The sequence below is a fragment of the Opitutia bacterium ISCC 52 genome (assembly GCA_014529675.2).
In the GTDB taxonomy this organism is placed as follows: Bacteria; Verrucomicrobiota; Verrucomicrobiia; order Opitutales; family UBA2995; genus UBA2995.
The window spans coordinates 4,389,540-4,409,843 of the sequence record CP076040.1; the positions used below are offsets into that span (position 1 = coordinate 4,389,540).

The 20,304-nt window shown below is 48.2% G+C and carries 23 protein-coding genes and 1 tRNA gene; 8 read left to right on the forward strand and 16 right to left on the reverse strand.

Annotated features, from left to right (window positions below; translation table 11 throughout):
- Positions 1-17 precede the first annotated feature (17 nt).
- Both GA003_18950 and GA003_18955 read left to right on the forward strand, forming a co-directional pair.
- A complete protein-coding gene (locus GA003_18950; protein QXD28052.1) occupies positions 18-317 on the forward strand; it encodes a hypothetical protein in 300 nt (99 codons plus the stop codon).
- A 163-nt stretch (positions 318-480) separates the two neighbouring features.
- Positions 481-1,311 carry a hypothetical protein gene (locus GA003_18955; protein QXD28053.1) on the forward strand — a complete coding sequence of 277 codons (831 nt, stop codon included), beginning with the start codon at positions 481-483 and terminating at the stop codon, positions 1,309-1,311.
- A gap of 6 nt (positions 1,312-1,317) precedes the next feature.
- On the opposite strand, the gene GA003_18960 is transcribed toward GA003_18955, so the two are convergent.
- From GA003_18960 to rpmH, 6 genes are read right to left on the reverse strand one after another with little or no spacing between them, the layout of a single operon-like run.
- On the reverse strand, positions 1,318-1,917 hold the full coding sequence (locus GA003_18960; protein QXD28054.1) for a hypothetical protein: 600 nt from the start codon (positions 1,915-1,917) through the stop codon (positions 1,318-1,320).
- 41 nt (positions 1,918-1,958) lie between these two features.
- The gene (locus tag GA003_18965; GenBank protein ID QXD28055.1) at positions 1,959-2,711 is read right to left on the reverse strand and encodes a YebC/PmpR family DNA-binding transcriptional regulator; all 753 of its coding nucleotides are present in this window, start codon (positions 2,709-2,711) and stop codon (positions 1,959-1,961) included.
- 8 nt (positions 2,712-2,719) lie between these two features.
- Positions 2,720-4,558, reverse strand: a complete 1,839-nt coding sequence (gene yidC / locus GA003_18970; GenBank protein QXD28056.1) for a membrane protein insertase YidC — start codon at positions 4,556-4,558, stop codon at positions 2,720-2,722.
- 8 nt (positions 4,559-4,566) lie between these two features.
- Complete coding sequence (gene yidD / locus GA003_18975; GenBank protein QXD28057.1) at positions 4,567-4,896, reverse strand: membrane protein insertion efficiency factor YidD; 330 nt, start codon at positions 4,894-4,896, stop codon at positions 4,567-4,569.
- A 7-nt stretch (positions 4,897-4,903) separates the two neighbouring features.
- On the reverse strand, positions 4,904-5,266 hold the full coding sequence (gene rnpA / locus GA003_18980; GenBank protein QXD28058.1) for a ribonuclease P protein component: 363 nt from the start codon (positions 5,264-5,266) through the stop codon (positions 4,904-4,906).
- 21 nt (positions 5,267-5,287) lie between these two features.
- Entirely contained in the window at positions 5,288-5,422 is a 135-nt protein-coding gene (gene rpmH / locus GA003_18985) for a 50S ribosomal protein L34 (GenBank protein ID QXD28059.1), read from the reverse strand.
- A 145-nt stretch (positions 5,423-5,567) separates the two neighbouring features.
- On the opposite strand from rpmH, the gene GA003_18990 reads away from it, so the two are divergent.
- Positions 5,568-5,645, forward strand: a tRNA-Glu gene (locus tag GA003_18990).
- Positions 5,646-5,867: 222 nt separating this feature from the next.
- Here the strand turns inward: GA003_18990 and GA003_18995 are convergent.
- Positions 5,868-6,323 (reverse strand): transposase, encoded by a 456-nt coding sequence (locus GA003_18995; GenBank protein ID QXD28060.1) that lies wholly within the window; start codon positions 6,321-6,323, stop codon positions 5,868-5,870.
- A 64-nt stretch (positions 6,324-6,387) separates the two neighbouring features.
- Positions 6,388-7,761, reverse strand: a complete 1,374-nt coding sequence (locus GA003_19000) for a sulfatase-like hydrolase/transferase (protein QXD28061.1) — start codon at positions 7,759-7,761, stop codon at positions 6,388-6,390.
- 114 nt (positions 7,762-7,875) lie between these two features.
- Between GA003_19000 and GA003_19005 the strand changes: the two genes are divergently transcribed.
- Entirely contained in the window at positions 7,876-9,171 is a 1,296-nt protein-coding gene (locus GA003_19005) for a DUF1552 domain-containing protein (GenBank protein QXD28062.1), read from the forward strand.
- A gap of 10 nt (positions 9,172-9,181) precedes the next feature.
- Entirely contained in the window at positions 9,182-11,776 is a 2,595-nt protein-coding gene (locus GA003_19010) for a DUF1592 domain-containing protein (protein ID QXD28063.1), read from the forward strand.
- Positions 11,777-11,845: 69 nt separating this feature from the next.
- On the opposite strand, the gene larC is transcribed toward GA003_19010, so the two are convergent.
- The 4 genes from larC to GA003_19030 are packed head-to-tail and all read right to left on the reverse strand — an operon-like array spanning position 11,846 to position 14,707.
- Positions 11,846-13,048 carry a nickel pincer cofactor biosynthesis protein LarC gene (gene larC / locus GA003_19015; GenBank protein QXD28064.1) on the reverse strand — a complete coding sequence of 401 codons (1,203 nt, stop codon included), beginning with the start codon at positions 13,046-13,048 and terminating at the stop codon, positions 11,846-11,848.
- Complete coding sequence (gene larB / locus GA003_19020) at positions 13,045-13,704, reverse strand: nickel pincer cofactor biosynthesis protein LarB (protein ID QXD28065.1); 660 nt, start codon at positions 13,702-13,704, stop codon at positions 13,045-13,047. The genes larC and larB overlap by 4 nt, the downstream gene beginning before the upstream one ends.
- Positions 13,697-14,509, reverse strand: coding sequence for an ATP-dependent sacrificial sulfur transferase LarE (gene larE, locus GA003_19025; protein ID QXD28066.1), 813 nt, complete (start codon positions 14,507-14,509; stop codon positions 13,697-13,699). Before larE ends, larB begins: the two co-directional genes overlap by 8 nt.
- A gap of 6 nt (positions 14,510-14,515) precedes the next feature.
- The gene (locus GA003_19030; GenBank protein QXD28067.1) at positions 14,516-14,707 is read right to left on the reverse strand and encodes a hypothetical protein; all 192 of its coding nucleotides are present in this window, start codon (positions 14,705-14,707) and stop codon (positions 14,516-14,518) included.
- Between the two features lie 182 nt (positions 14,708-14,889).
- Here GA003_19030 and GA003_19035 point away from each other — a divergent pair, with 182 nt between their 5' ends.
- Complete coding sequence (locus GA003_19035; protein ID QXD28068.1) at positions 14,890-16,326, forward strand: sulfatase; 1,437 nt, start codon at positions 14,890-14,892, stop codon at positions 16,324-16,326.
- On the opposite strand, the gene GA003_19040 is transcribed toward GA003_19035, so the two are convergent.
- The gene (locus GA003_19040) at positions 16,323-16,601 is read right to left on the reverse strand and encodes a metalloregulator ArsR/SmtB family transcription factor (protein ID QXD30481.1); all 279 of its coding nucleotides are present in this window, start codon (positions 16,599-16,601) and stop codon (positions 16,323-16,325) included. The two genes, GA003_19035 and GA003_19040, sit on opposite strands and share 4 nt — an antisense overlap.
- Before the next feature lie 135 nt (positions 16,602-16,736).
- On the opposite strand from GA003_19040, the gene GA003_19045 reads away from it, so the two are divergent.
- Both GA003_19045 and GA003_19050 read left to right on the forward strand, forming a co-directional pair.
- Positions 16,737-16,952, forward strand: a complete 216-nt coding sequence (locus GA003_19045; protein ID QXD28069.1) for a DUF2892 domain-containing protein — start codon at positions 16,737-16,739, stop codon at positions 16,950-16,952.
- Between the two features lie 87 nt (positions 16,953-17,039).
- Positions 17,040-17,270 carry a hypothetical protein gene (locus GA003_19050; GenBank protein QXD28070.1) on the forward strand — a complete coding sequence of 77 codons (231 nt, stop codon included), beginning with the start codon at positions 17,040-17,042 and terminating at the stop codon, positions 17,268-17,270.
- A 19-nt stretch (positions 17,271-17,289) separates the two neighbouring features.
- Here the strand turns inward: GA003_19050 and GA003_19055 are convergent, their stop codons facing one another.
- The 3 genes from GA003_19055 to GA003_19065 form a co-directional block, all read right to left on the reverse strand.
- Entirely contained in the window at positions 17,290-18,135 is an 846-nt protein-coding gene (locus GA003_19055) for a hypothetical protein (protein QXD28071.1), read from the reverse strand.
- Between the two features lie 239 nt (positions 18,136-18,374).
- On the reverse strand, positions 18,375-19,235 hold the full coding sequence (locus GA003_19060; GenBank protein ID QXD28072.1) for a hypothetical protein: 861 nt from the start codon (positions 19,233-19,235) through the stop codon (positions 18,375-18,377).
- Positions 19,236-19,398: 163 nt separating this feature from the next.
- Positions 19,399-20,253 carry a hypothetical protein gene (locus tag GA003_19065; GenBank protein ID QXD28073.1) on the reverse strand — a complete coding sequence of 285 codons (855 nt, stop codon included), beginning with the start codon at positions 20,251-20,253 and terminating at the stop codon, positions 19,399-19,401.
- Positions 20,254-20,304: the final 51 nt, after the last annotated feature.

Here is a 20,304-nt window from a genome sequence, read left to right on the forward strand (position 1 = left end):
TTTCCAAAATACGAATAATGAAAACAAAACTACTGGCATTAGGCTTCAGTGTGGCATTCCTCATGGGAAACGCCGTTTATGGTGAGCAGGAGAAAGACCCAAAAGGTCCGACTCATACGCTCCAGCCATTTGTGGTCTACCCGGATGAGGTGAAACTACTGAATGACCAGAAACTGGCCTCGGTCGATTTCGACAAACTAGTCCGCAAAGATGTGGACAAGATCGTCGAACAAAATCGCCGAGACCAACTCGAAATCATGTTTGCTTCTTATATGGAAGCAATCCTGGACGTCCCACAGGTCGCTGCTACCAAATAAGCGGATGACCACAGACGTTCTTTTCTACTGAAAAAGACAATGAACCTGGGCGGGAAGCATAGCTTCCCGCCCTTTTTGATGTACAAAACTATCTTTGAAGGAACATTTCCTCTTGGACCGGCTCCATATGCAGATCACAGTGCCGAAAATGAGAAACACATTCATGAGACTCCTTTGCCCAATCAGCTTGCTACTGCTGCCCCTGATTGCCTTTGGACAATCTAAAACGCTGACTCAGATCGAACTCGAAGACATCCAAAGCCGCCAAAAGCGATTATTCGAAGCACACCGGAACGAGACGAATCCTGTGGATCAGGAATCGATTGAATTTCGGATCTTCAGTCTGAGGAATGAGTACGAGTCTCTTCTCTCAAAAAATGCCGAAAATGTTCCAGTTCTAATAACCTTCGGACTCTTTCTGGCAGAGATCGATCAGCGTGAAGATGCTTTGAAGCTTTTGCTGAAAGCAGATTCTCTGGAGCCGGAACACCCTCAAGTCAAAAACCAACTCGGGAATTTCATGACAGAAGAAGCGAGTTATGCGATGGCACTACCCTATTACTTGGATGCGATCGCCCTCTCTCCAGATGAATCCCTTTATTATTATCAGCTCGGCAACCTACTCTACTATTTTAAGGACGAGTTTGTGGCGGATGAATTTTTCACAGAAGCACACTTGTACAAACAGATGTTCGATGCCTTTAAAAAAGCGGCCGATTTCTCACCGGAGAATATGGCCTACAAATATCGTTTTGCTGAGAGTTATTACGATATTCCCGACGCTGACATGAGCGAAGCCCTGAAAGAATGGGACCGCATAGAAAAAATGACCTCTGATGACACGGACAAACAACTTGTGCGCCTTCACCAAGCAAACGTCCACCTGATGCTTGGAAATAAGGACGTGGTTCCGATGATTCTCGAATCGGTCACCAACGAAAATCTTCAGGAGAATAAAGAGAAGCTACTCAAACAGGTTTCAAAGGAGGACTAACAGAGACTAAGAATTCGGTTTCTTATCCTCTGGTTCCTCGTCGCTTTCTTCTTCATCAATCCCCTCCTCCTTCAGCTCTTCTTCGGGTGTCTCCTTCTCTTCCACAGGCTCGGGTGCCGGTGGCGCTAAAACAGATTCTCCACTTTCTTCCTCATCAAAGATAGAGGGCCGGGCAGTGCCAGCGAGAATGGATTGTTCGCTGTCCAAAACTGACTGGGCTTGTGGTGAACGCCGGCGAGACACCGCCCATTGTCCACCACCCACAAGGAAAAGGTAGAAAAATAGGATCCCATAAAGAGATTCAATTTGAAAATGGATCTGACTTTCCTGTGGCAGCCAACAATAGCCTCCAATAGCCAAAAGCACCAACAATACGAGAGACACAAAACGGGTCCAAAATCCTATTACCAGCATTCCTCCGAGGAGCATGATAATACATCCCACAAATACTTTAACTATATCGGGTGCCCCTATGGCAAAGAACTCCAGGGTTTCGAGGAGAATGGTTGACCGATTCGCCATCTCGCGAGCTGCAAAGAAGAAGACGAGTGCACCCGTTACGAAACGCAACAAAAGTAAACCTAGATTGTGAAGAAAGCTAATCACAGAGCTAAAACCGTAGGCGAATCTTGGAAGATTGAAAAGGACTAAGCTTCGGCTGTTTCAAACAGCGATTCGTCCATATCAAAATTGGCATAAACGTTCTGAACATCCTCAAGCTCTTCTAAAATATCAATCACTCGAAGCACTTTTTTAGCATCATCGGCATCCGTCACAGGGACCAGGTTTTGCGGAATATATGCTAACTCTGAAGAATCGGGTTCAATCCCTGCATCTTCCAAAGCGCGACTCACTTTCTCATATTCGGATACGGGACTACGAACCTCAAAATGGTCGTCCTCGGTAAGAATGTCTTCCGCACCAGCCTCCAAGACGATGTCCATCAGGGTTTCTTCGTCCGTTTTCTCGGCAGCAATCATGAACTGTCCCATCCGACTAAAATTGTAAGCAACAGCACCTGGACTTCCTAAATTTCCCCCATTCTTAGTCAGCGTGCTCCTAACTTCTCCCACACTGCGATTGGTGTTATCAGTCGCGACTTCAATGATGAGCGCCACACCTCCTGGAGCATAGCCTTCGTAGACAACCTCCTCGATAACCATGCCTGGAAGTTCACCAGTACCCTTCTTTATCGCACGCTGAACGTTATCATTGGGCATGTTGGCTGCCTTGGCCTTTTGCAAAACAGTCCTTAACCGGGGATTCATGTCCGGATCTCCTCCACCTGCCCGGACGGCAATGATTAACTCTTTACTGATAACGCTGAAAATTTTTCCACGCTTTGCGTCGACAGCAGCTTTGTGCCTTTTGGTGGTAGCCCACTTACTATGACCTGACATGAGAAGGATTACTGATTTTTAGGTTTACGTTTCGGTTTCTTACGGATGAGAGGATTCTCTACTGGTTGAGTCGGGTTTAGGGCCTCCTCTTCAGCAGCAATTTCCTCTTTGTCCTTCCGTTTATTGGTAATGGTTTGCTGAAGAATGGTCATTAAATTTTGAACGGTCCAATATAAACACAGGCCAGATCCAAAGTTATAAAGCATCACCAGCATCATGACCGGCATGAATTTAAAGATCGCTTGCTGTTCTGGTGAACCAGCAGTCGGCGTCATCTTCATTTGGAAGTACATGGTGGTGGCCATGAGTATCGGCAGCAAATTGAAGTACTGCCCCAGAAACGGAATTGAAAAGCCCCAAGAGAATAGCTTTTCCGGCTGCGACAGGTCGGCAATCCATAGGAACTCTGCAAATCGCAACTCCGAAGACGTCCGAAGCATATAGAAGAATCCGATAAAGATCGGAATCTGTACCAACATCGGCAAGCAGCCGCCCAAAGGATTCACCTTATGGGTACGGTAGAGCTTCATCATCTCCTGGTTCTTGCGCTGAGGATCATCCTTATATTTCTCCGTGAGCTCCTTCATCGGTCCTTGGATCTTCTGCATCTTTTTGGCAGAACGGGCCGAGATCTGAGTAAGGGGCCAGAAAACAATTTTAAGGATAATTGTGATGAGCACAATCGCTACACCCCAGTTCGGGATGAAGGAGTAGATCTGTTTCATTCCCAAGAGTAGTATTTTACTCACGGCACCAAACCAGCCAAACTGCATAACAGCTTCCTGGTTCTTATCCATAGCCTGCATACGAAAGATTTCTTTCGGTCCGACATAAAAATCCATCTCAGAAATTACTTTTTCATTCGCTTGCAAGCCTGCCAATTCGAACTTGGCATCTCCACTCAAAGCAATGACCTGATCTCCTTTATCGTTGATTAAAGAAAGCGGTTGAGGGCGAACAACAACACCGGTTCCCGGAACTTCAGGAGTGAGGAGGTTAACGAAAAACTGGTTCTTGAGGCTTACCCAGTCAAATTGAGAAACCTCTTCTAAGTAAGGGGGAGGGTTCTTATTCGATCCAATTCCAAGAAAACCATTCGAGGGAATGAACTTATTGGAACCAATGAAATCCTCATCGTCGTCTTCATAATAGCCCAAATTCAAATACCCACCCATTAAAGTGCCACCACCTAGCAGAGCAGGTTCCATGGTTCCCAGGTGCAGCGCATAGTCGTTAACCAGGAGGCTGTTTGAGCCGGTATTTACAAACTCGATACTATGATGGATGGAGTATTCCTCATCTTCCGAATGGCTTGGATTGATCCTAAACTTTTTTCTCACCAAGAGGCCATCTGAGCTCTGCCGCTCAAAGTGAATCTCTGTATCAGACTGGAAGGTCTTAGTATAACTTTCGTCATAGGAACCATCATTAATCGAGATCCCCAACATAGGAGCATACCCATAATGATTAAACAGGAAGGGATCTTCTGAATCTTTGGCGGCCTCATATTCAGTCATCGCCACCTTCTTGATTCCTCCACCCTGATTGGTAAAGATTACCTCGATCAAATCATTCTTCAGGTAACTCAACTCCTCCAGGACACTCGCTGTTTCTTCAACAGCCTCAATGACTTCCTGGGCAGCGGTGGTTGCTTGCTCGATTGTTTCTGTGGCAACGGGCGGTTCATCAAGCGGCGCAGCATTATTAATTGCCTGCTCGGCTTGGGCTGGAGGCTGCTCTTGGGCAGCAGTTGGTGTAGCATCTTCTCGCCGCTTGTTCATCAGCGGAATCATGGCGAAGGCCGCCACCAAGAATAGCATTCCTATAAAAGTGTTTTTTTTATCCATTTAGAAAACTAAGATTTGCCGGACAGATCCAAAAGGGATTCTGGTTTCGGCAGAGTTTGAAATTGAGAAGTAACAGGTCGAACCGGGTCATACCCGCCTCGATGAAAGGGCTGACATTTACCCAAGCGTAAAGCAGCCAATAGGATGCCTTTAAAAGCGCCATGTACCTTGATACTCTGAATAGCATACTCAGAACAAGTTGGGTAGAAGCGACAGCATCCACCAGGACCCAATAAAGCACTCTTCATCGGACTCAAAATCCGTTGGTAAAAAAGTACGAGAGCCACAGCCAAATATCGTGGTACCTGTTTGATAGATCTGTAAACCGCGGAGCTCATCGAAAATTCATTTCGTCCGGGTTACGTACCGGTAGGCTTTGACAAAGGTTTCCTCCAAGTCGGCAAAGGAAAGTTCGGGGAACTTGCGTCGAACAAGGAGCACACAGTCGCAATGCTCTGGCAACGCATGCTGGTGCCGTCGGAAGAATTCTCTGGACCTGCGTTTGCAGAGATTCCGAACAACGGCATTTCCCACCCTCCTGGAAGCGATGACGCCAAATCGCCGAACCGGCGTGGCCTCTTCGTCAAGCTCTGGAATATATAAAGTGAAAACAAAGGGCGCACTTTGAAAAGCCCGCCCGAATTTGCGTACTGCTTCAAATTCTCGGGCACGACGCAGGTGCTGCCGGGCCGTGAATCGAAAACGCATTCAGCACGGGAAAATTAGCTCTTAAGCAGTCAAACGTTGCCGGCCTTTGCGACGACGTGCGGTAATTACCTTGCGGCCACCTTTGGTGGACATGCGTTTGCGGAACCCGAATTTGCGGGCTCTACGAAGTTTGGATGGTCTATATGTCGGTTGCATTGTGACGTAAAAAAAGGAGTCATAAGCTATGTCCTGTCTTTCCCTTGTCAAGTATCCATACGCCCTCATTTGGCCCAAGATTACTTTTTTCAAAAAAATGCTTGAAACAGCCTATAAAACCAACAGTTTTCCCATTTCTTTAGACGTCCCGTTCGTCTAGCCAGGTCTAGGACACAGGGTTTTCATCCCTGCAACAGGGGTTCGAATCCCCTACGGGACGCCACTTTTAAAAACCATCGATGAAAATCGGTGGTTTTTAAATGTACTAGCGCCCCGTAGGGAATGAGAAGCCTAGGGGTTTGACGGAAGGAGCCAGCGACTGGAGATGGGCAGCCAAAGGCTGGGGCGAAGTCCTAAGCAAAGCGGGTCTCCACCAAAAAGTAAGGGCTTTTTTATGTACGGTTATTGTTATCCACATTGTGCGATGACGCGCAAGCGGTAGTTGTTAAAGTTTTTGAAGCCGTAAGCGCGGCGTTGAATGAGTTTCATTTTTCGATGGAAGCCTTCCGGTGATACCATTGCTTCTGGCGAATCGCCACATGCACACGATGGGTTCCAGCCACCGCTGTAGCGTCTGGGCGAGTGTGAGCAATGGATCCATACCGCTACCGCTGAGTTGCTCGATGAGCCTGAGCAGTTTGGGCAACTGCTTACGGCAACTCTTTCGAGTACGGCTCTTGATGTTGAGCAGAGCTCTGAGTTCGAGCTGCTTGTCGTAGAGTGGCTTTAGTGCTGGGTGTTTTTCGAACAATTCAGACAGCCTTTGCTTTTGATAGGAGCTCAGTTTTTCAGGACGCTTACGAAGCGCTGCTAACAGTCCCCGGTGGTGAGTGATCTGGGGAGCAATCTTTTTGAACAAGCTCTTCAAGTTAGGGTGAATGTAAAAAATCAACTGCCTCATGGAATCAGGGCCATACACGCAAATTACTCCTAATTAGGAGGTAACGTAATCTTCGAAAGATCGACTACCAGTCTTCTCCTCGAGTATCAGGATCCAGGAATCCATCATCCCCCAGTTGCCAAGGTTCAGTCTTGATGGTCATCGGATCATGCTGCGCTAGAAGCCAGTCATCTAGTTCAGCTCGAAGCTGGAGAAGCTTATCGGCCAGTTGCGGCAATGCCGCCAAGTTGTTCATCTCGAAAGGATCATTCTCCAAATCGTAAAGTTCTTCAGCGGGACGGATGTGGTACTTCGTTACGATGCCTCCGGCTTCAGGATCGTTCTCCGCCGCTCGATCCCAACTCCACCAATACGCTCCAGCATTATCCTTTCGGAAGCGGTAAGAGTGTGTGGAATGGATCCAGGTGGGCTCGAGGTTTAGAATGTACTTCCACTTTGAAGTTCGAACGGAGCGGATGGGATATACATTCGCCGAACCGTCGTTGTCATGGATGGTGAAGATACGGTCGCGATGCTCGGCTTCAGGCTTGGTCAGAATCTGAGCAAATGAACGCCCGTCGATCTCTTCACCTGCATGGCCTCCCGCGATATCAATTAAGGTAGGCAAAATATCGATCCAGCTTATCATCGCATTGGATTGAGAACCTGGCTCAATATGCCCCGGCCAGGATACCAGAAAAGGCACCCTAATGCCTGCATCGTAGAGGTTCCACTTTGCAAAGGGCCACTGAGATCCGTGATCGGATGACATGATGGTAAGCAGATCCTTATTCATGTATATAGAAGCCAATTCTCGGCAGTAACCATATTCTGTATCCGAAATCGTGATATCCGTGTAATAGCGTGCACGGAACTGACGAGTCATCGCCGTATCGATGTGATTCGGGGGTAGCCATAGACTTTCCGGATCATAGCCATCGTTATCCGGCCAGGGAACGTGTGGAGAATGGGTACCAACGAAAAGGCACAACGGTTTACTTGGGTCACGTTGTTTTAGCCAAGCCTCGATTGTCTCACGGTCCAACTTACGATCCCAATGATCAAAGCCATGGGTTTCAATGTCTGAGCCTCTCCCGTGAGATACTTTTCCGAAGGCGGCGATCTCGTAACCCAACTCACTTAACAGAGGCGGGAGTGAGGCGATCCCCTCGTTCTTGTAGGTATGATTAGCCATGGCCCCATTCCTTGCCGGCATCAATCCGGTCAGCATGGCGGCCCGACTAGGAGCACAAGCAGGAGACGCAATAAAAGCCCGCTTGAAGCGCATGCCTTCATCGGCCAGCTTCTGGAAATGGGGCGTTTTCACATCAGTCGATCCGTAGGGAGTGATGTCAAACTGACTTAGGTCATCGTCAGTGAAGATGAAGAAGTCAGGCTGGGACGCGGAGACCGAGATCATCCAGAAACAGAGAAGCAGGAAAATGCGGGGAAATTTCATTGAGCTCACACTTTATACACAACAGGAGCCAAATCACGCGAATAATCCTGTTATCACGACCACAGGATGGGACACCTTTTAGCTTTCGTTATAGTCAGAAATTCATAGAACTATATGCCTACCCAAGAATACCCCATGCTAGTAAATTCTATAAATCGTCGACAATTTCTGCATACAGTAGGCGTTTCGCTCGCCCTTCCTTCCCTAGCATCCCTTTCAAAACTATCGGGTGCAACCGGTCCGGCAAAGGAAGCAGCCAAGGCCAAACGATTGGTCTGCATTGGCGCCAATCTAGGTCTGCACGCTACTTCGTTATTTCCCAAAGAAACGGGCACCGAGTATTCCCCCACTCCACTATTAAAGGACCTCATCCGTCATAAGGATAAGCTTTCCGTATTTTCAGGCCTGGATCACCGGGCACCTAATGGACACAAAAACTGGGACAATTATTTGAGTGGGCGAAATGCAGGTGACGTCACACTGGATCAGATTGCCGCCAAGAAGATTGGGAGCAGCACCCGCTTTGAATCCCTGCAGATTAGCGCGGGAAGAGGTAGTAATCAGCAAAAAATGGTCTTCAATCAGGAAGGTATCCCCTTACCCAAGATTGAACGACCCAGTGTGGTTTACCAAACGCTCTTTGGGCTTCCGGCAGATGCCGATCGAACTGAATACCTTTTAAAGAGTGGAAATAGCTCACTCGACAAAGTGACCAGCGAAGCAAAGCAACTGCAGAATCGCGTAAGTACCGAGGACAAGCATAAGCTGGAGGAGTACTTCTCTTCTATTCGCGATCTTGAAAAACGAATGGAGCGTCAGCTTAAGGGATTACACAAACCGAGACCTGAGGTAAATTATCAACTCCCCACTTTCGACCCGATCGCCCCCACCCAGATGCTCGAGAACCAGGCGCTGATGTATGATCTGATGGCGCTCGCACTTGAGACGGATTCAACACGTGTCATCACCATGATGCTGCCTGGTTTGGGACAGGTCTTTACCATCAATGGAGAAATGTTGTCCGCTGGGTACCACGCACTTTCTCATCACAGAAATAACTCCCAAATGATCATCGATCTGATCAAGATTGAAGGTGAGCATATGAAACTGCTAGCTGGTTTTATAGAGCAACTGAAGACCAAGACAGATAGGGAAGGGAATCCTCTCATCGATTCCACTTTGGTTATGTGGGGTGCAGGTATGGGTGATGCGAGTCGTCACTCAAACGCCAACCTCCCCATCCTCTTGGCTGGCGGTGGCCTCAAGCACGGAAGCCACCATTCCTTTGATAGAGAGGACCCCAACGCTCCTTTGCTGGGTGACCTTTACATCACCATGTTGCAGCAATTAGGCTTGGAGACCGATACCTTCTCCAATGCGAACCGCAATATGAACCAGTACTTGGTTTAGGCTACCAGTAATGAGAAACTGGATACTCGATAGCATAGTGGTTTGCTTACTTGCCACAGCATTCTCACTTTCAGCGGAGACACCCATTCCCGATCAATCGTTTCAAGTATTAGACAACTACTGTCTGAGTTGCCATGACGACGTCGAGTTTAAGGGAGAAATCAATCTGGATACGCTAGCAATTGACTGGAGGGACTCTGATCAAATCCACCTCTGGGAGCGAGTCATCAAAATGGTCGAGCGCGGTGAGATGCCGCCCAAGAAAAAGAAACAGCCCACTCAAGCTGAGCGCGATGAGCTAGCCGGCTGGCTGGATAAGATGCTATCCAAACATAGCCCAATCGGCGGGACGACCATTCGCAGACTGAATCGAAGAGAATACCTCCACTCCCTAAACGACCTGTTCAACATCAACTATGAGCTTCCCAACGGATTCCCCCAGGATAATGAAGCTCATGGATTTGATAATCAGGCGGAAGCACTAACGCTATCGGGTGCTTTAATGGAGTCCTACTCCCAAGTAGCGACGGATCTCGCGGAAAAGCTGTTTCCACCTCCACGCCAAGTACTGGAAGCCGAAACGACTGAAATCCCGGCAAAGGATTTTACCTACGCTTATTCATCGGGCTTGTTGAGGGAGGGCAAGATGCGATTGGTCAGCAACACGCACCAACTCGCTCACAGCGCTTCCTGGCCGACACATTTTGTGGCCAAAGCGACCGGGACTTACCAATTAACCATTTATCTTTCAGCTCTAAATCCTCCCGAAGGCACCCAGGCAATTGCCAACGTCTATGCCGTGGCTGCTGAAGATGCATCTCAAAGAGACGTACATGAACTGAGACTGCTTGGAAGTTTTACTGTGGAAGCGGTTCAAGGGGAACGATTCCTGACTGAGGTGTTGCTGGAAAAAGGTGAGACCCTGGCGTTCCACTATGCAAACGGTGTCATCAGTGAAGATCCTAAGCACTTGGCTAATTTTATTTATCCTATGCTTGAAGGGGATCCCAAGCTGGCATCGGCATTCAAGCAAGCTGGAGGCAAAGTGGCGCGTGGACGTGTGGGTTTGGATCATGTCTACTTGTTAATTCAAGCGGATGAGTTACCCCCACCTCCGGTTGGTGAAGAGTTGGATGAGCTCGTGACCACTATGAGTAGCGATAAGCGTTCCATCGCGGAAACGCTGTCGTATAAACTTTTTGAAGAAGGTCCCGCACTCGAGATTCTGCACGTCGCTGTCAAAGGGCCACTCACCTTGGAAGACAGCGCGGAAGATCAGTATTGGAAAGAACGGTCTGAGAAACTGCTGGGAAAACCCAGGGGTACTAACATCACCGTCCGGATAAATGCGTTTCTAAACAACCTGTTAACGCCAGCCTTCCGTCGGCCGGTTGAGTCCTCTACGCTCAAAGAATACAGAGAAATTATTCTGGCAGAAAAGAAAGCGAGTGGCCGCCTTGAGGATGGCTATCATCTAGCGGTTCGGACCGCGTTGACCTCGCCTTACTTTCTCTATCGAGGGTTCAATGACGGAACGTTGGAAAGCTTCGATCTCGCTTCGCGCCTGTCCTACTTTCTCACATCACGCCCACCGGACAGGCAGTTAAAGAAAGCGGCCGCCAATGGTTCCTTGTTAGGCAGAGAGGAGTTGGAAAAACAAACCCAACGTCTGATTGCATCCAACAAATCAAATACCTTCGTCGAGAGTTTCCTCGGCCAGTGGTTGGACCTGAACGAATTAGAAAACCTGGTTCCCGACGCCAATCTGTTTGAAAGCCCCAGGGAGTTTAAATACACCGACGCTGAAAAAGAGGCCTACATTCAAGAAGCTCATATGGTGTTCCGGGAGATCCTGGATAAGAACCGGCCTCTAGAGGATTTTATCGATCCGGATTTCACTTATACTACGGGAGCAGTGGGTCGCTACATTTATGACCTGCCAGAGTTCAAAAACCGCAAGAAGAACGATAACAAGAAAATGGAACGTGCGACACTCGAGCATGGTGGGCGCTTTGGTGGCCTACTTGCAATGGCTGGGGTGATGACTGCAACCGCCAACGGAGTAGACACTCAGCCCGTGCTTCGAGGGGTATGGGTCTTGGAAAACATCCTGGGCGACCCGCCTCCATCACCTCCTGACGCTGTTCCAGCTCTTACACCAGGCACGGGCAACGAGGTATCTCCACGCGAAATACTAGCATCCCATATGGCTGATGAGTCATGTGCCGGTTGTCACAAGAAAATCGATCCTGTCGGCTTTGTATTGGAATCATTCGATCCCGTAGGTCGTTGGAGAACTGAATACCCGGCTCCACGCACATCCAAGAAAAAGCAAGTGGGACTGCCGGTCGAAACAGATGGCCATTTGACCGACGGAACTGAGCTTAAAGACATCACTGACCTGAAGACCTACCTGAGGCAGGACATCACTTCCTTTGCTGAATGTATTTCTGAAAAGCTCCTCACCTATGCCACCGGCAGGGAAATGAACTACAGCGATCGCAAGCTCATAAAGAATCTGGTAGCTACTAATCAGCAGATCGGTGGTGGGTTCCAGGACCTGCTCATTGCCTTGGTAAATTCGGACAGCTTCCGGACGAAGTAAGTTTCAGTCCGATACCGAAATCGGGACGCAATACCCGTTCCCCAAGCCAGGTGATTAGAATCTGGCCTACTACCCGCCGGAAATCTCCTGCATCAACTGCAGAACCGAAATGCCTTTTTCCGCAGCCAGTCTTTGAAGATCCTCATGTTCAGCTTTCAAGCGGGTCTTTCCCGATGGCGTAGTCACCCGTTTAGCCTGAACAGCTCCGTATTGCGTCTCCAGTGACACCGCTTCGCGACTCAGCTCCTTGCGTTCTGCAGCGTAATATCGAACGCCGATCGTCGTCGTATTCTCCAGAATGTAGTCACAAACGACATCCAGTTTCTCTGCTTTGCATAGCACCGAAAGCTTCAATCCGGGGCGACCTTTCTTCATCGTAACCGGAGTCATCGTAAAATCTACAGCACCGGCGCCCAATAGACATTCCTGAAAACTCTCACCCAGTAATTCAGGAGAACAGTCGTCGAGGTTGGTTTCTATGACATAGAGAGTTTCTTTGGGTGCATCTACTTCCGACACCAGAGATAAGCGAACTACATTGGGGCCAATAAAGTCTTTTTGTCCGGGACCATAAGCTACTTTGCTCACGGACAAAGCCGGGGTGGTAAACTCAGGCTTCAGAAAGCGAAGAATCGCAGCACCCGTCGGAGTGACTCGCTCACCTTCTTCATCTCCTTTAAAACTGGGTAGGCCTTTTAACAACAGAGCCGTCGCGGGGGCTGGGACCGGTAGCAGGCCGTGTTGCGTTTTAACCATTCCGAATCCGGTACAAACAGAATCCGAGTAAGTCTTTTCAATGCCCAATTTGTCCAAGAGAACTGCACAGCCCACAATATCGATGATCGAATCCACACCACTGATCTCGTGGAAGTGAATCTTTTCGATGGGAATATCGTGCACACTCGATTCGGCTTCTCCAATTTCCTGAAAGATTCCTTTCGCAATGGCTTTGGCGCCATCAGAAATGTGACCGTGATCAATCAGGTGGATGATGTCACTCAAGTGGCGACCATGACCGTGATTGTGTGAGTGACCGTGGTCGTGGTCGTGCGAATGGTGGTGCTCTTGATCCGGATTGAGATCAATCACTTTGACATGTTTACAAACGATGCCGTTTTTCTCGAGCTCGCTGATTTCAATCTTGCCATCGTGCAGATGCAGTTGATCGGGAAGCGCTTTAATCTCATCGTAGCCATCGGTTAGCCCGCACAAGGCACCCAGCAACATATCCCCGGCGAGACCGGAAAAGGGTTCCACATAGAGGATACTCATGACTGACCCTTAAGAAGCTGAATTATACGATAGGCAGCCATCGCGGCTCCATAACCGTTATCAATGTTGGTAACTGTAAGCCCGTTTGCACAGCTGGAAAGCATCGCATGTAGAGCTGATTGCCCACCTTCGGCCACTCCGTAACCAATACTGGTAGGCACCGCAATGATCGGTTGTTTGAGTAATCCTCCCACCACACTTGGTAGAGCCCCTTCAAATCCAGCCACCACGATCAGGACCTTAAATTTTTTAATCTCATCCAAGCGATTTAATAACCGATGGATACCAGCCACACCTACATCGTTGATACAGACAGCAGGCTCATTGAGCAGGTTGAGCGTGTAGAGTGCTTCGTTGACTGCAAACAGGTCCGAACTGCCAGCGCAAATGATCCCAATCTGGGCGGCTGATTCGTCCAACTCATTTTTCTGGAGCAAGAAGGAGCCGGACAACTCATCAAAAAATGCATCCGGAAATACTGCTAGTAGCTCCTTCCCCTTCTCGGGCTGCAATCGGGAGGCCAGAGCATTCTTCCCCTGCTCTTGATACTCACCAAGAATAGACTTCAAAAGTCCAGCCGACTTGGTTTCTCCGTAGACCACTTCCGGGAAGCCAAGGCGATTCTCCCGGTCCATATCTAAATTGTATTCATCCATGAGGTACGATTGCGCGATTCAATTTTCCACTGACCAATCCCTCAGTATCGATGATGGCCGTTTCGAATCCGATCTCTAGAAAGCGATTTTTAATTTGTTCTTTTAAGGGCATCAAGGTGTCCAAAGAAGTAGCTGGGACTTCAATGCGTGCCTCCGCTCCAAAGTGGCGCACTCTTACCTCGTCGAAGCCGAGCTCATTCAAGTAAGTCTCTGCGGCTTCGATTTGCTCAAGCTTGGCTGCACTCACTTCTTGCCCGTAAGGAATACGAGAGCTCAAACAAGGGCTAGCCGGTTTATCCCATACAGGTAAATTGAAGTGTTTTGCGAGCAAGCGCACTTCGGCTTTGCTGATTCCACAATCGGAAAGCGGAGAGTAGATCCCATGATTGCTAGCCGCCTGGAGGCCCGGGCGATAATCCCCGTGATCGTCCTTGTTGGTGCCGTTTAGCAAATAATAGCCAGGATACTCCTCATGGATCCCATCCATGTTCCGATAAAGCGTGTCTTTACAGAAAAAACAGCGATTATCAGGATTGCTGGCATAATTGGGGTTTTCGAGTTCACCGGTCTTAGTGATCTTCAGAAAAATCCCATAGGCTTCACAAAACGTTTGAGCCTGGGCCAAATCCCGGCGTTTCAAACTCGGTGAATCGGCAATCACCCCGATTCCCTTTTCTCCCAAAAATTTGTGGGAAAGAAATAACACCAATGCCGAGTCCACGCCTCCAGAAAAGGCGGTAATGCTTCCTGCAACTGGGTTAAACCAGGCTTGAAGCCTGCCCAGTAGTTCCTCGACTTGGGGCATATGGATCTACTTTTGGCGAACTCGCTGAACCAAATAGCGTCCGCCCAACAATAGGCCAAAGGATGCCGCGACCAACCAAGTGGTCATAAATGTGTTTTCACCGTGGGGGTGAATATGGATCACTTCAGTAGAATGAGCCATTGCGGACTGGACCATTGGAAGAAGAGAGAGAACACAGATGCTGTATGCTTTTTTCATGACTAAAAATATATACTATTCAGGGGATTTAGCAAATTTCCAGCCAATTGAAGCAAGAAATTGATTATGAGGAAATTCAAACATCCCTCCCCAACAAGGCAAATACCGTTTTAAGCATAAGAAAGTTTGTCCCATTGGGAGGCTCGTGTGTAATTTCTGGGTATCTTTTCTCCATCTTCCCAATGAAAATCATTCAAAGACTGTATCCTTCCCTTCTGGCATTCATCCTATTCGCCGCATCCATTTCGGAAGCTGACCGTCCCAATTTCGTCTTTTTCATTACCGACGACATTTCGGCAGATGATCTGGGGGCCTATGGGAGCACAGTGGCCAAAACACCCCATCTGGATCGCATTGCTGCGGAAGGTTTGGTTTTCGACAAAGCCTATTTGACGACCAGCAGCTGTAGCCCAAGTCGATGCAGCATCATTACCGGTCGTTATCCGCACAATACAGGAGCTCCTGAGCTTCATCTCCCTTTGCCGGAGGACCAGGTAACTTTTGTGCAGAAATTGAAGGATGCCAGTTACTACACTGTGATTTCCGGGAAAAATCACATGAACGATCCTGACAAAATTGGTTTTATTACGGGAAGCGACGGCGGAAGGCCTTCAGGCAGTGAAGACTGGGTCCAGCAATTGAAGGATCGACCCAAGGACAAACCCTTTTTCGCCTGGTTTGGCTCCTTCGATGCCCACCGTGACTGGCAGATGGATGAACACTCGCCTGCCTACGACCCCGATGATATGGTAGTACCACCGTTCATGTACGACGGACCCCGTACTCGTCAGGATCTGGCGGAATATTTCAGTGAGGTCAGTCGCACCGACCATTACACCGGAAAACTGATAGCCGAACTCGAGAGACAGGGCATCGCCGAAAATACTTACTTTGTATACACTGCAGATAACGGACGACCGTTTCCACGCAGCAAATCCAGGCTGTATGACAGCGGCATCAAAACTCCCCTCATCGTCTGGAGACCTGGCACTATAAATCCGGGTCGGTCTCAATCACTCGTCAGTGTAATTGATTACGCACCCACCTTCCTGGAACTGGCGGGCATAGAGAAAGGACCCACCTTTCAAGGAGTGAGCTTGGCACCTGTCCTGAAGAATCCTAAAATCAAGGTTCGGGACTTCACTTTCTCGGAACACAATTGGCATGTCTACGCCGCTCACGAGCGCATGGTGCGCCACGGAGATTGGATGTTAATCCGAAACAGCTTTAATCATAAACGCGCCCTCGCTACCGAAAGTGATGACTGGCATTACCCAGCTGCCATGGAATTGTGGGACATGTACCGAACAGGAAGAACCCATGCCTGGCAGGAAGATATCCCCCAACTCCCTCGTCCAAGAATTGAACTATTTCACGTAAGCGCTGATCCTCATCAGATGACCAATCTAGCCGGACAACCCGAACATAAAGCCATTCAGCGAAAACTCGAAGCCGTGCTAGATCAATGGGCTCATGAAACAGGAGACAACATTCCCGACAACCCTACACCGGACCGCCCAAAAGGGCCTAGAAGAGGCCAGGACGTCCGCGGAGAACTTCCAGGTGAAGCGACCGGCGCAGATAAAATCAACCATTCAGGACCGATCCTGGAGGGTTAACTTTCAGTCTTACAATAGAGTTCGTGAAGCAGGTCTAAAACCCGCAACACATCGTCCTTGCCGATGCGGTAATATACATTGAGTCCCTCTTTCCGGCTTTGCACATATCCCTCGTCTTTCAATTTCTTCAAGTGCTGAGAAAGGGCGGACTGACTCAGATCCAATTGCTCGTTTAGCTGCCCAACGGTCATCTCCCAATCCTGTGCAAGCAGACACAGGATCTGGAGGCGTTGCTCATTCGCAAGCGCAGTAAGCGTCTGCAAGGCTTTCCCCATATCCTCGGGATTCGGGATCGAAGCGGTTGATTTAACAGTGGAGGATTTAGGCATATTGTATTAGCTACTACTTATTTAGTGTTTACTTAATTAGTAATGACTTAAAGAGTCTGAAGAAATCAACAATAAAATATTATGAATATTGATCGCGCAGTTTTATTATGGGCCGGGCTTGCAGTCCTTGTGAGTTTAGCCTTGGGTCATTGGGTCCACCCTTACTGGCATTTTCTTACGGCATTTGCCGGATTTAATATGATCCAGTCTTCATTTACGGGATTCTGTCCTGCCGCAGCTGCATTTCGCGCCATGGGTCTTACCGGCGGGTGCGCCTTTGGGGACAAAGGAGAATAGCTATGATCTGGGTTGCTGAAGCGGGACTATATCGTCCGCGCCTAGTAGTAGTAATCAGTGCCAGACAAAACTCGTCATTTACTGACTATGCGGCTGACGAAATTAGCAATGATGCAAAACCTGAGATTATCTCTTTTTGCCTTTTGGTCACCCAGTGATGAAGACTTCTACCTTCGCCCATCTGTTGACTACCAGATTGATGACCAATGGTCGGTCAGCGGTGGAGCGAACCTATTTGAGGGTGAAGCGATCTCGACATTTTTCGGTCAGTTCGAAAAGAACTCAAACGTGTACCTGTCCGGCAAATACAGCTTTTAGAACGAAGCGACATAAGGGCCTAATTCCCAATCACTTCAATCTCACCCAACTCGACCAATGATTTGTCGTCGGCACGTTTGGAGATGAGACCCTTCATGTTTTTCCCAAAGTAATGCCCTGCAACGAAATTGAGTTCTCTTAACGCTTCACCAAATGGCTGACCAATCGTCCGAATACTATAGCGCGTGCTCCACAACACTTTCTTCTCTCCCTGGCTACGAAGAAGCGGCAGATCGAAGGCGGTTAAGACAATAAAGTAACGCCCCTCAGCCGCTAACTGGCCCTGAACATAAGCTTCATAGTCGGTCACTTTCATACTATAAATGTCGTCCATACCTAAAAGCCGTGAACGAAAATATCGTTCTTCGAAAGATTTTCGATTGCTGGGCAATGTAAGACCCCGAACCTTGGGAATAGCATTCTTTGTCAGCGAATATTCATACACTTCTCCATTCGCTTTTCGTTTTTTCGGGAGGTAGTCATTGATATCAAATATTTCAGCATCCTCATCATCGCCAATGAAGTTCGAAGCTCCATAGTGAACCATAATAAGCAAATCTCCACTGTTGGGGTCGCTTTCGGAGAAATAGTTCTGTCGCCTCAAGTTATGCCCAAGCTCATCGGCAATCTCGTCAAAGGAGCTTTCGTCAAGGCTTTCATCTGCAACATTACCTCCAAGAAATAATCCTTTCGCAAGATGGTAGGTCTGGACTTTGGCAGAATTGTCTCTCTCACGTAACAGAGTGTATTCTTTCGTTGCCTCAGCTCTGACCGCAACACGGTTGGACTTGGCCTGGGCCATGGCAGCGGACAACCCAATGAGCATGAGGATTGATAAGGTACGCGAAAAGTTTGGGTGTTTCATGACGGGACGGGGTTGAACGTTTTAAAGGGTACTTTCATGAGAACCAATGCAGTCGAGACGATGAACTAGAATCCGAATCGGGTCAAACGGGATTTTTTAGGGCTAAAACCCCAGCTTAGTTCCCATCGCCCTTGCCCGCAGCTACTCCGGGTTCGCTTGAGCATTGACGGCTACTCTATTAGATTTCTTCGCCGAGTATAGAGCCGGAACAGATATACCTTCAAAAGAAAAACAGAACGCTAATTAGTTTGCGTATTTTCGCTTTCGATAACCTCGATTTCACCGATCTGGACTTCGAAATTATCGGACGCACGACGGTTTTGCATTCCCTTCATGTTGAGTCCGAAGTAGTGGCTTGCGACCGTGTTCAGTTGAGCAATCGCTTCATCAAAGGGTTGGCCAATGGCACGCATACTATAACGGGTGCTCCACATCACTTTCTTTTCGCCTTGGCGATAGGAAGGTAGATCAAAAGCTACCAGGAAAATGAAGTAACGTTCCTCATTCACCATATCCTCAAATTCGTAGACGTCTTGAACCGATGCGCTGTCATTAAAGAGCTCCTCTAAACCAAGCAATTTGGCTTTAAAGATCTTGTCCATGTTGCCCGCATCGTTCATAGCCTGCATGTTGTTAAAATCCGAGATAAAGGCATCCTGCGCTTCAAACTCATCCAGCTCTTCATTCTCTTCGGCACCTGCTCCAAAGCCCAAGTCGTCCAATGAATCGATCCCCATTAGCTCTTGGTAATCTGCATCGTAATCAGTGGCTCCATAATTAATTACGATGAGAAGATCTCCTTCGTCATCGCTCTGGGCCGAGTAGAATCCTTGCCGCTGCAAGTTGGCAGCGAGGTTGTTAGCGATATCCATAAAGGTGATTCCTTCCATAGATTTATCATCCGTATTTCCGCCAAAATATTTACCTTCCGCGACATGGTAGGTTTGGATTTTTTTCCCTCCCTCAGCTCGTTGTATCGAGAATTCCGGCGATGCTTTAGATTTTACCGCCACACGGTTTTCCTTGGCCAAAAGCATCGTTGCTCCAGTTAGCAACAAGCAGATAAAAATAGTGAGTGGTCTCTTAAATCGAGCGTTCATAGTATTCTTAAGGAGGTTATTCGTATGGGGATAACGAAATTCTAGACAGGGGGGTTACCACAAGGTGGTAAATTTGATAGGGGTTATGTTGACTGTTTTTTAAAGCGATCGCCCAAAGGCCCTCGATGGAAGAGTTAATTAAGGAGCATAAGCTTACTCAATGCTAGTTGGTGGGGACATCGATAACTTCAACCTCACCAATCTTCACGTCAGAGTCGTCTGTTGAGCGCTTCAGGTTGATGCCCTTGCGGTTCTGGCCAAAATATTCACCAGCGACAAAATTCATCTCAGCAATGGATTGCCCAAAGTCCTTACCTTTCGCACTCATACTGTAGCGCGTAGACCATACCACCTTCTTTTCTCCTTTTCGGTAGAGAGGCAGGTCAAACGCCTGAAGTACTATAAAAAACCGTTCCTGCTCCAGCATTGCGCGCATTTCGTGAACCTGCATATCCGTGGCTCCGGAAGAAAAAATCTCTTCCATACCCAGTAATCGAGCGGTGTGACCGAGCTGCTGCGCATTACTTTCATTGACCGTTTGCATGTTAAATACATCTGCTTGGAATGCCTCCCGGTAAGAGGCCTCAAAGAGCTCGTCATCATTCTCAGTTTGAAAACCGAAATCATCAATCGAATCGATGCTGAACATCTCCATGAAATCTGCCTGATGGTCGGTTACTCCATAATGAACCATAATGAGCAAATCGCCCTTGGCCTGGTTGGTTTCCGAAAAGAATTTATTCTTTTTCAAGTTATGGGACAAATCTTGGGCAATATCCATAAAACCCACCTCTTCCATACTAGGTCTGTCCGTATTTCCCGGAAAATACTTACCCTCCATGATGTGGTAGGTTTGCACTTTTTTGGACTCATCGCGTGCACGTTCGATCGTATATTCGTCTGTAGCAAAGGCTTTGATGGCTACCCGGTCGCCTGCGGAGACCAGATTGAGTCCAAGACACGTCATGCACATCAACGTGGCAAAAGTAAATTTGTTTGGGCCGATTGATGAGTTCATAATGTCTGATTTTAGGTATATAACGTAAAAGTAACCTAACTCGGTTACGCC

Excerpts from the sequence above, each read along its gene's own strand:
- GA003_18950 (QXD28052.1), top strand. The coding sequence starts at position 18 with ATGAAAACAAAACTACTGGCATTAGGCTTCAGTGTGGCATTCCTCATG.
- GA003_18955 (QXD28053.1), top strand. The coding sequence starts at position 481 with ATGAGACTCCTTTGCCCAATCAGCTTGCTACTGCTGCCCCTGATTGCC.
- GA003_18965 (QXD28055.1), bottom strand. The coding sequence starts at position 2,711 with ATGTCAGGTCATAGTAAGTGGGCTACCACCAAAAGGCACAAAGCTGCT.
- yidC (QXD28056.1), bottom strand. The coding sequence starts at position 4,558 with ATGGATAAAAAAAACACTTTTATAGGAATGCTATTCTTGGTGGCGGCC.
- yidD (QXD28057.1), bottom strand. The coding sequence starts at position 4,896 with ATGAGCTCCGCGGTTTACAGATCTATCAAACAGGTACCACGATATTTG.
- rnpA (QXD28058.1), bottom strand. The coding sequence starts at position 5,266 with ATGCGTTTTCGATTCACGGCCCGGCAGCACCTGCGTCGTGCCCGAGAA.
- rpmH (QXD28059.1), bottom strand. The coding sequence starts at position 5,422 with ATGCAACCGACATATAGACCATCCAAACTTCGTAGAGCCCGCAAATTC.
- GA003_18995 (QXD28060.1), bottom strand. The coding sequence starts at position 6,323 with ATGAGGCAGTTGATTTTTTACATTCACCCTAACTTGAAGAGCTTGTTC.
- GA003_19000 (QXD28061.1), bottom strand. The coding sequence starts at position 7,761 with ATGAAATTTCCCCGCATTTTCCTGCTTCTCTGTTTCTGGATGATCTCG.
- GA003_19005 (QXD28062.1), top strand. The coding sequence starts at position 7,876 with ATGCCTACCCAAGAATACCCCATGCTAGTAAATTCTATAAATCGTCGA.
- GA003_19010 (QXD28063.1), top strand. The coding sequence starts at position 9,182 with ATGAGAAACTGGATACTCGATAGCATAGTGGTTTGCTTACTTGCCACA.
- larC (QXD28064.1), bottom strand. The coding sequence starts at position 13,048 with ATGAGTATCCTCTATGTGGAACCCTTTTCCGGTCTCGCCGGGGATATG.
- larB (QXD28065.1), bottom strand. The coding sequence starts at position 13,704 with ATGGATGAATACAATTTAGATATGGACCGGGAGAATCGCCTTGGCTTC.
- larE (QXD28066.1), bottom strand. The coding sequence starts at position 14,509 with ATGCCCCAAGTCGAGGAACTACTGGGCAGGCTTCAAGCCTGGTTTAAC.
- GA003_19030 (QXD28067.1), bottom strand. The coding sequence starts at position 14,707 with ATGAAAAAAGCATACAGCATCTGTGTTCTCTCTCTTCTTCCAATGGTC.
- GA003_19035 (QXD28068.1), top strand. The coding sequence starts at position 14,890 with ATGAAAATCATTCAAAGACTGTATCCTTCCCTTCTGGCATTCATCCTA.
- GA003_19040 (QXD30481.1), bottom strand. The coding sequence starts at position 16,601 with ATGGGGAAAGCCTTGCAGACGCTTACTGCGCTTGCGAATGAGCAACGC.
- GA003_19045 (QXD28069.1), top strand. The coding sequence starts at position 16,737 with ATGAATATTGATCGCGCAGTTTTATTATGGGCCGGGCTTGCAGTCCTT.
- GA003_19050 (QXD28070.1), top strand. The coding sequence starts at position 17,040 with ATGCGGCTGACGAAATTAGCAATGATGCAAAACCTGAGATTATCTCTT.
- GA003_19055 (QXD28071.1), bottom strand. The coding sequence starts at position 18,135 with ATGAAACACCCAAACTTTTCGCGTACCTTATCAATCCTCATGCTCATT.
- GA003_19060 (QXD28072.1), bottom strand. The coding sequence starts at position 19,235 with ATGAACGCTCGATTTAAGAGACCACTCACTATTTTTATCTGCTTGTTG.
- GA003_19065 (QXD28073.1), bottom strand. The coding sequence starts at position 20,253 with ATGAACTCATCAATCGGCCCAAACAAATTTACTTTTGCCACGTTGATG.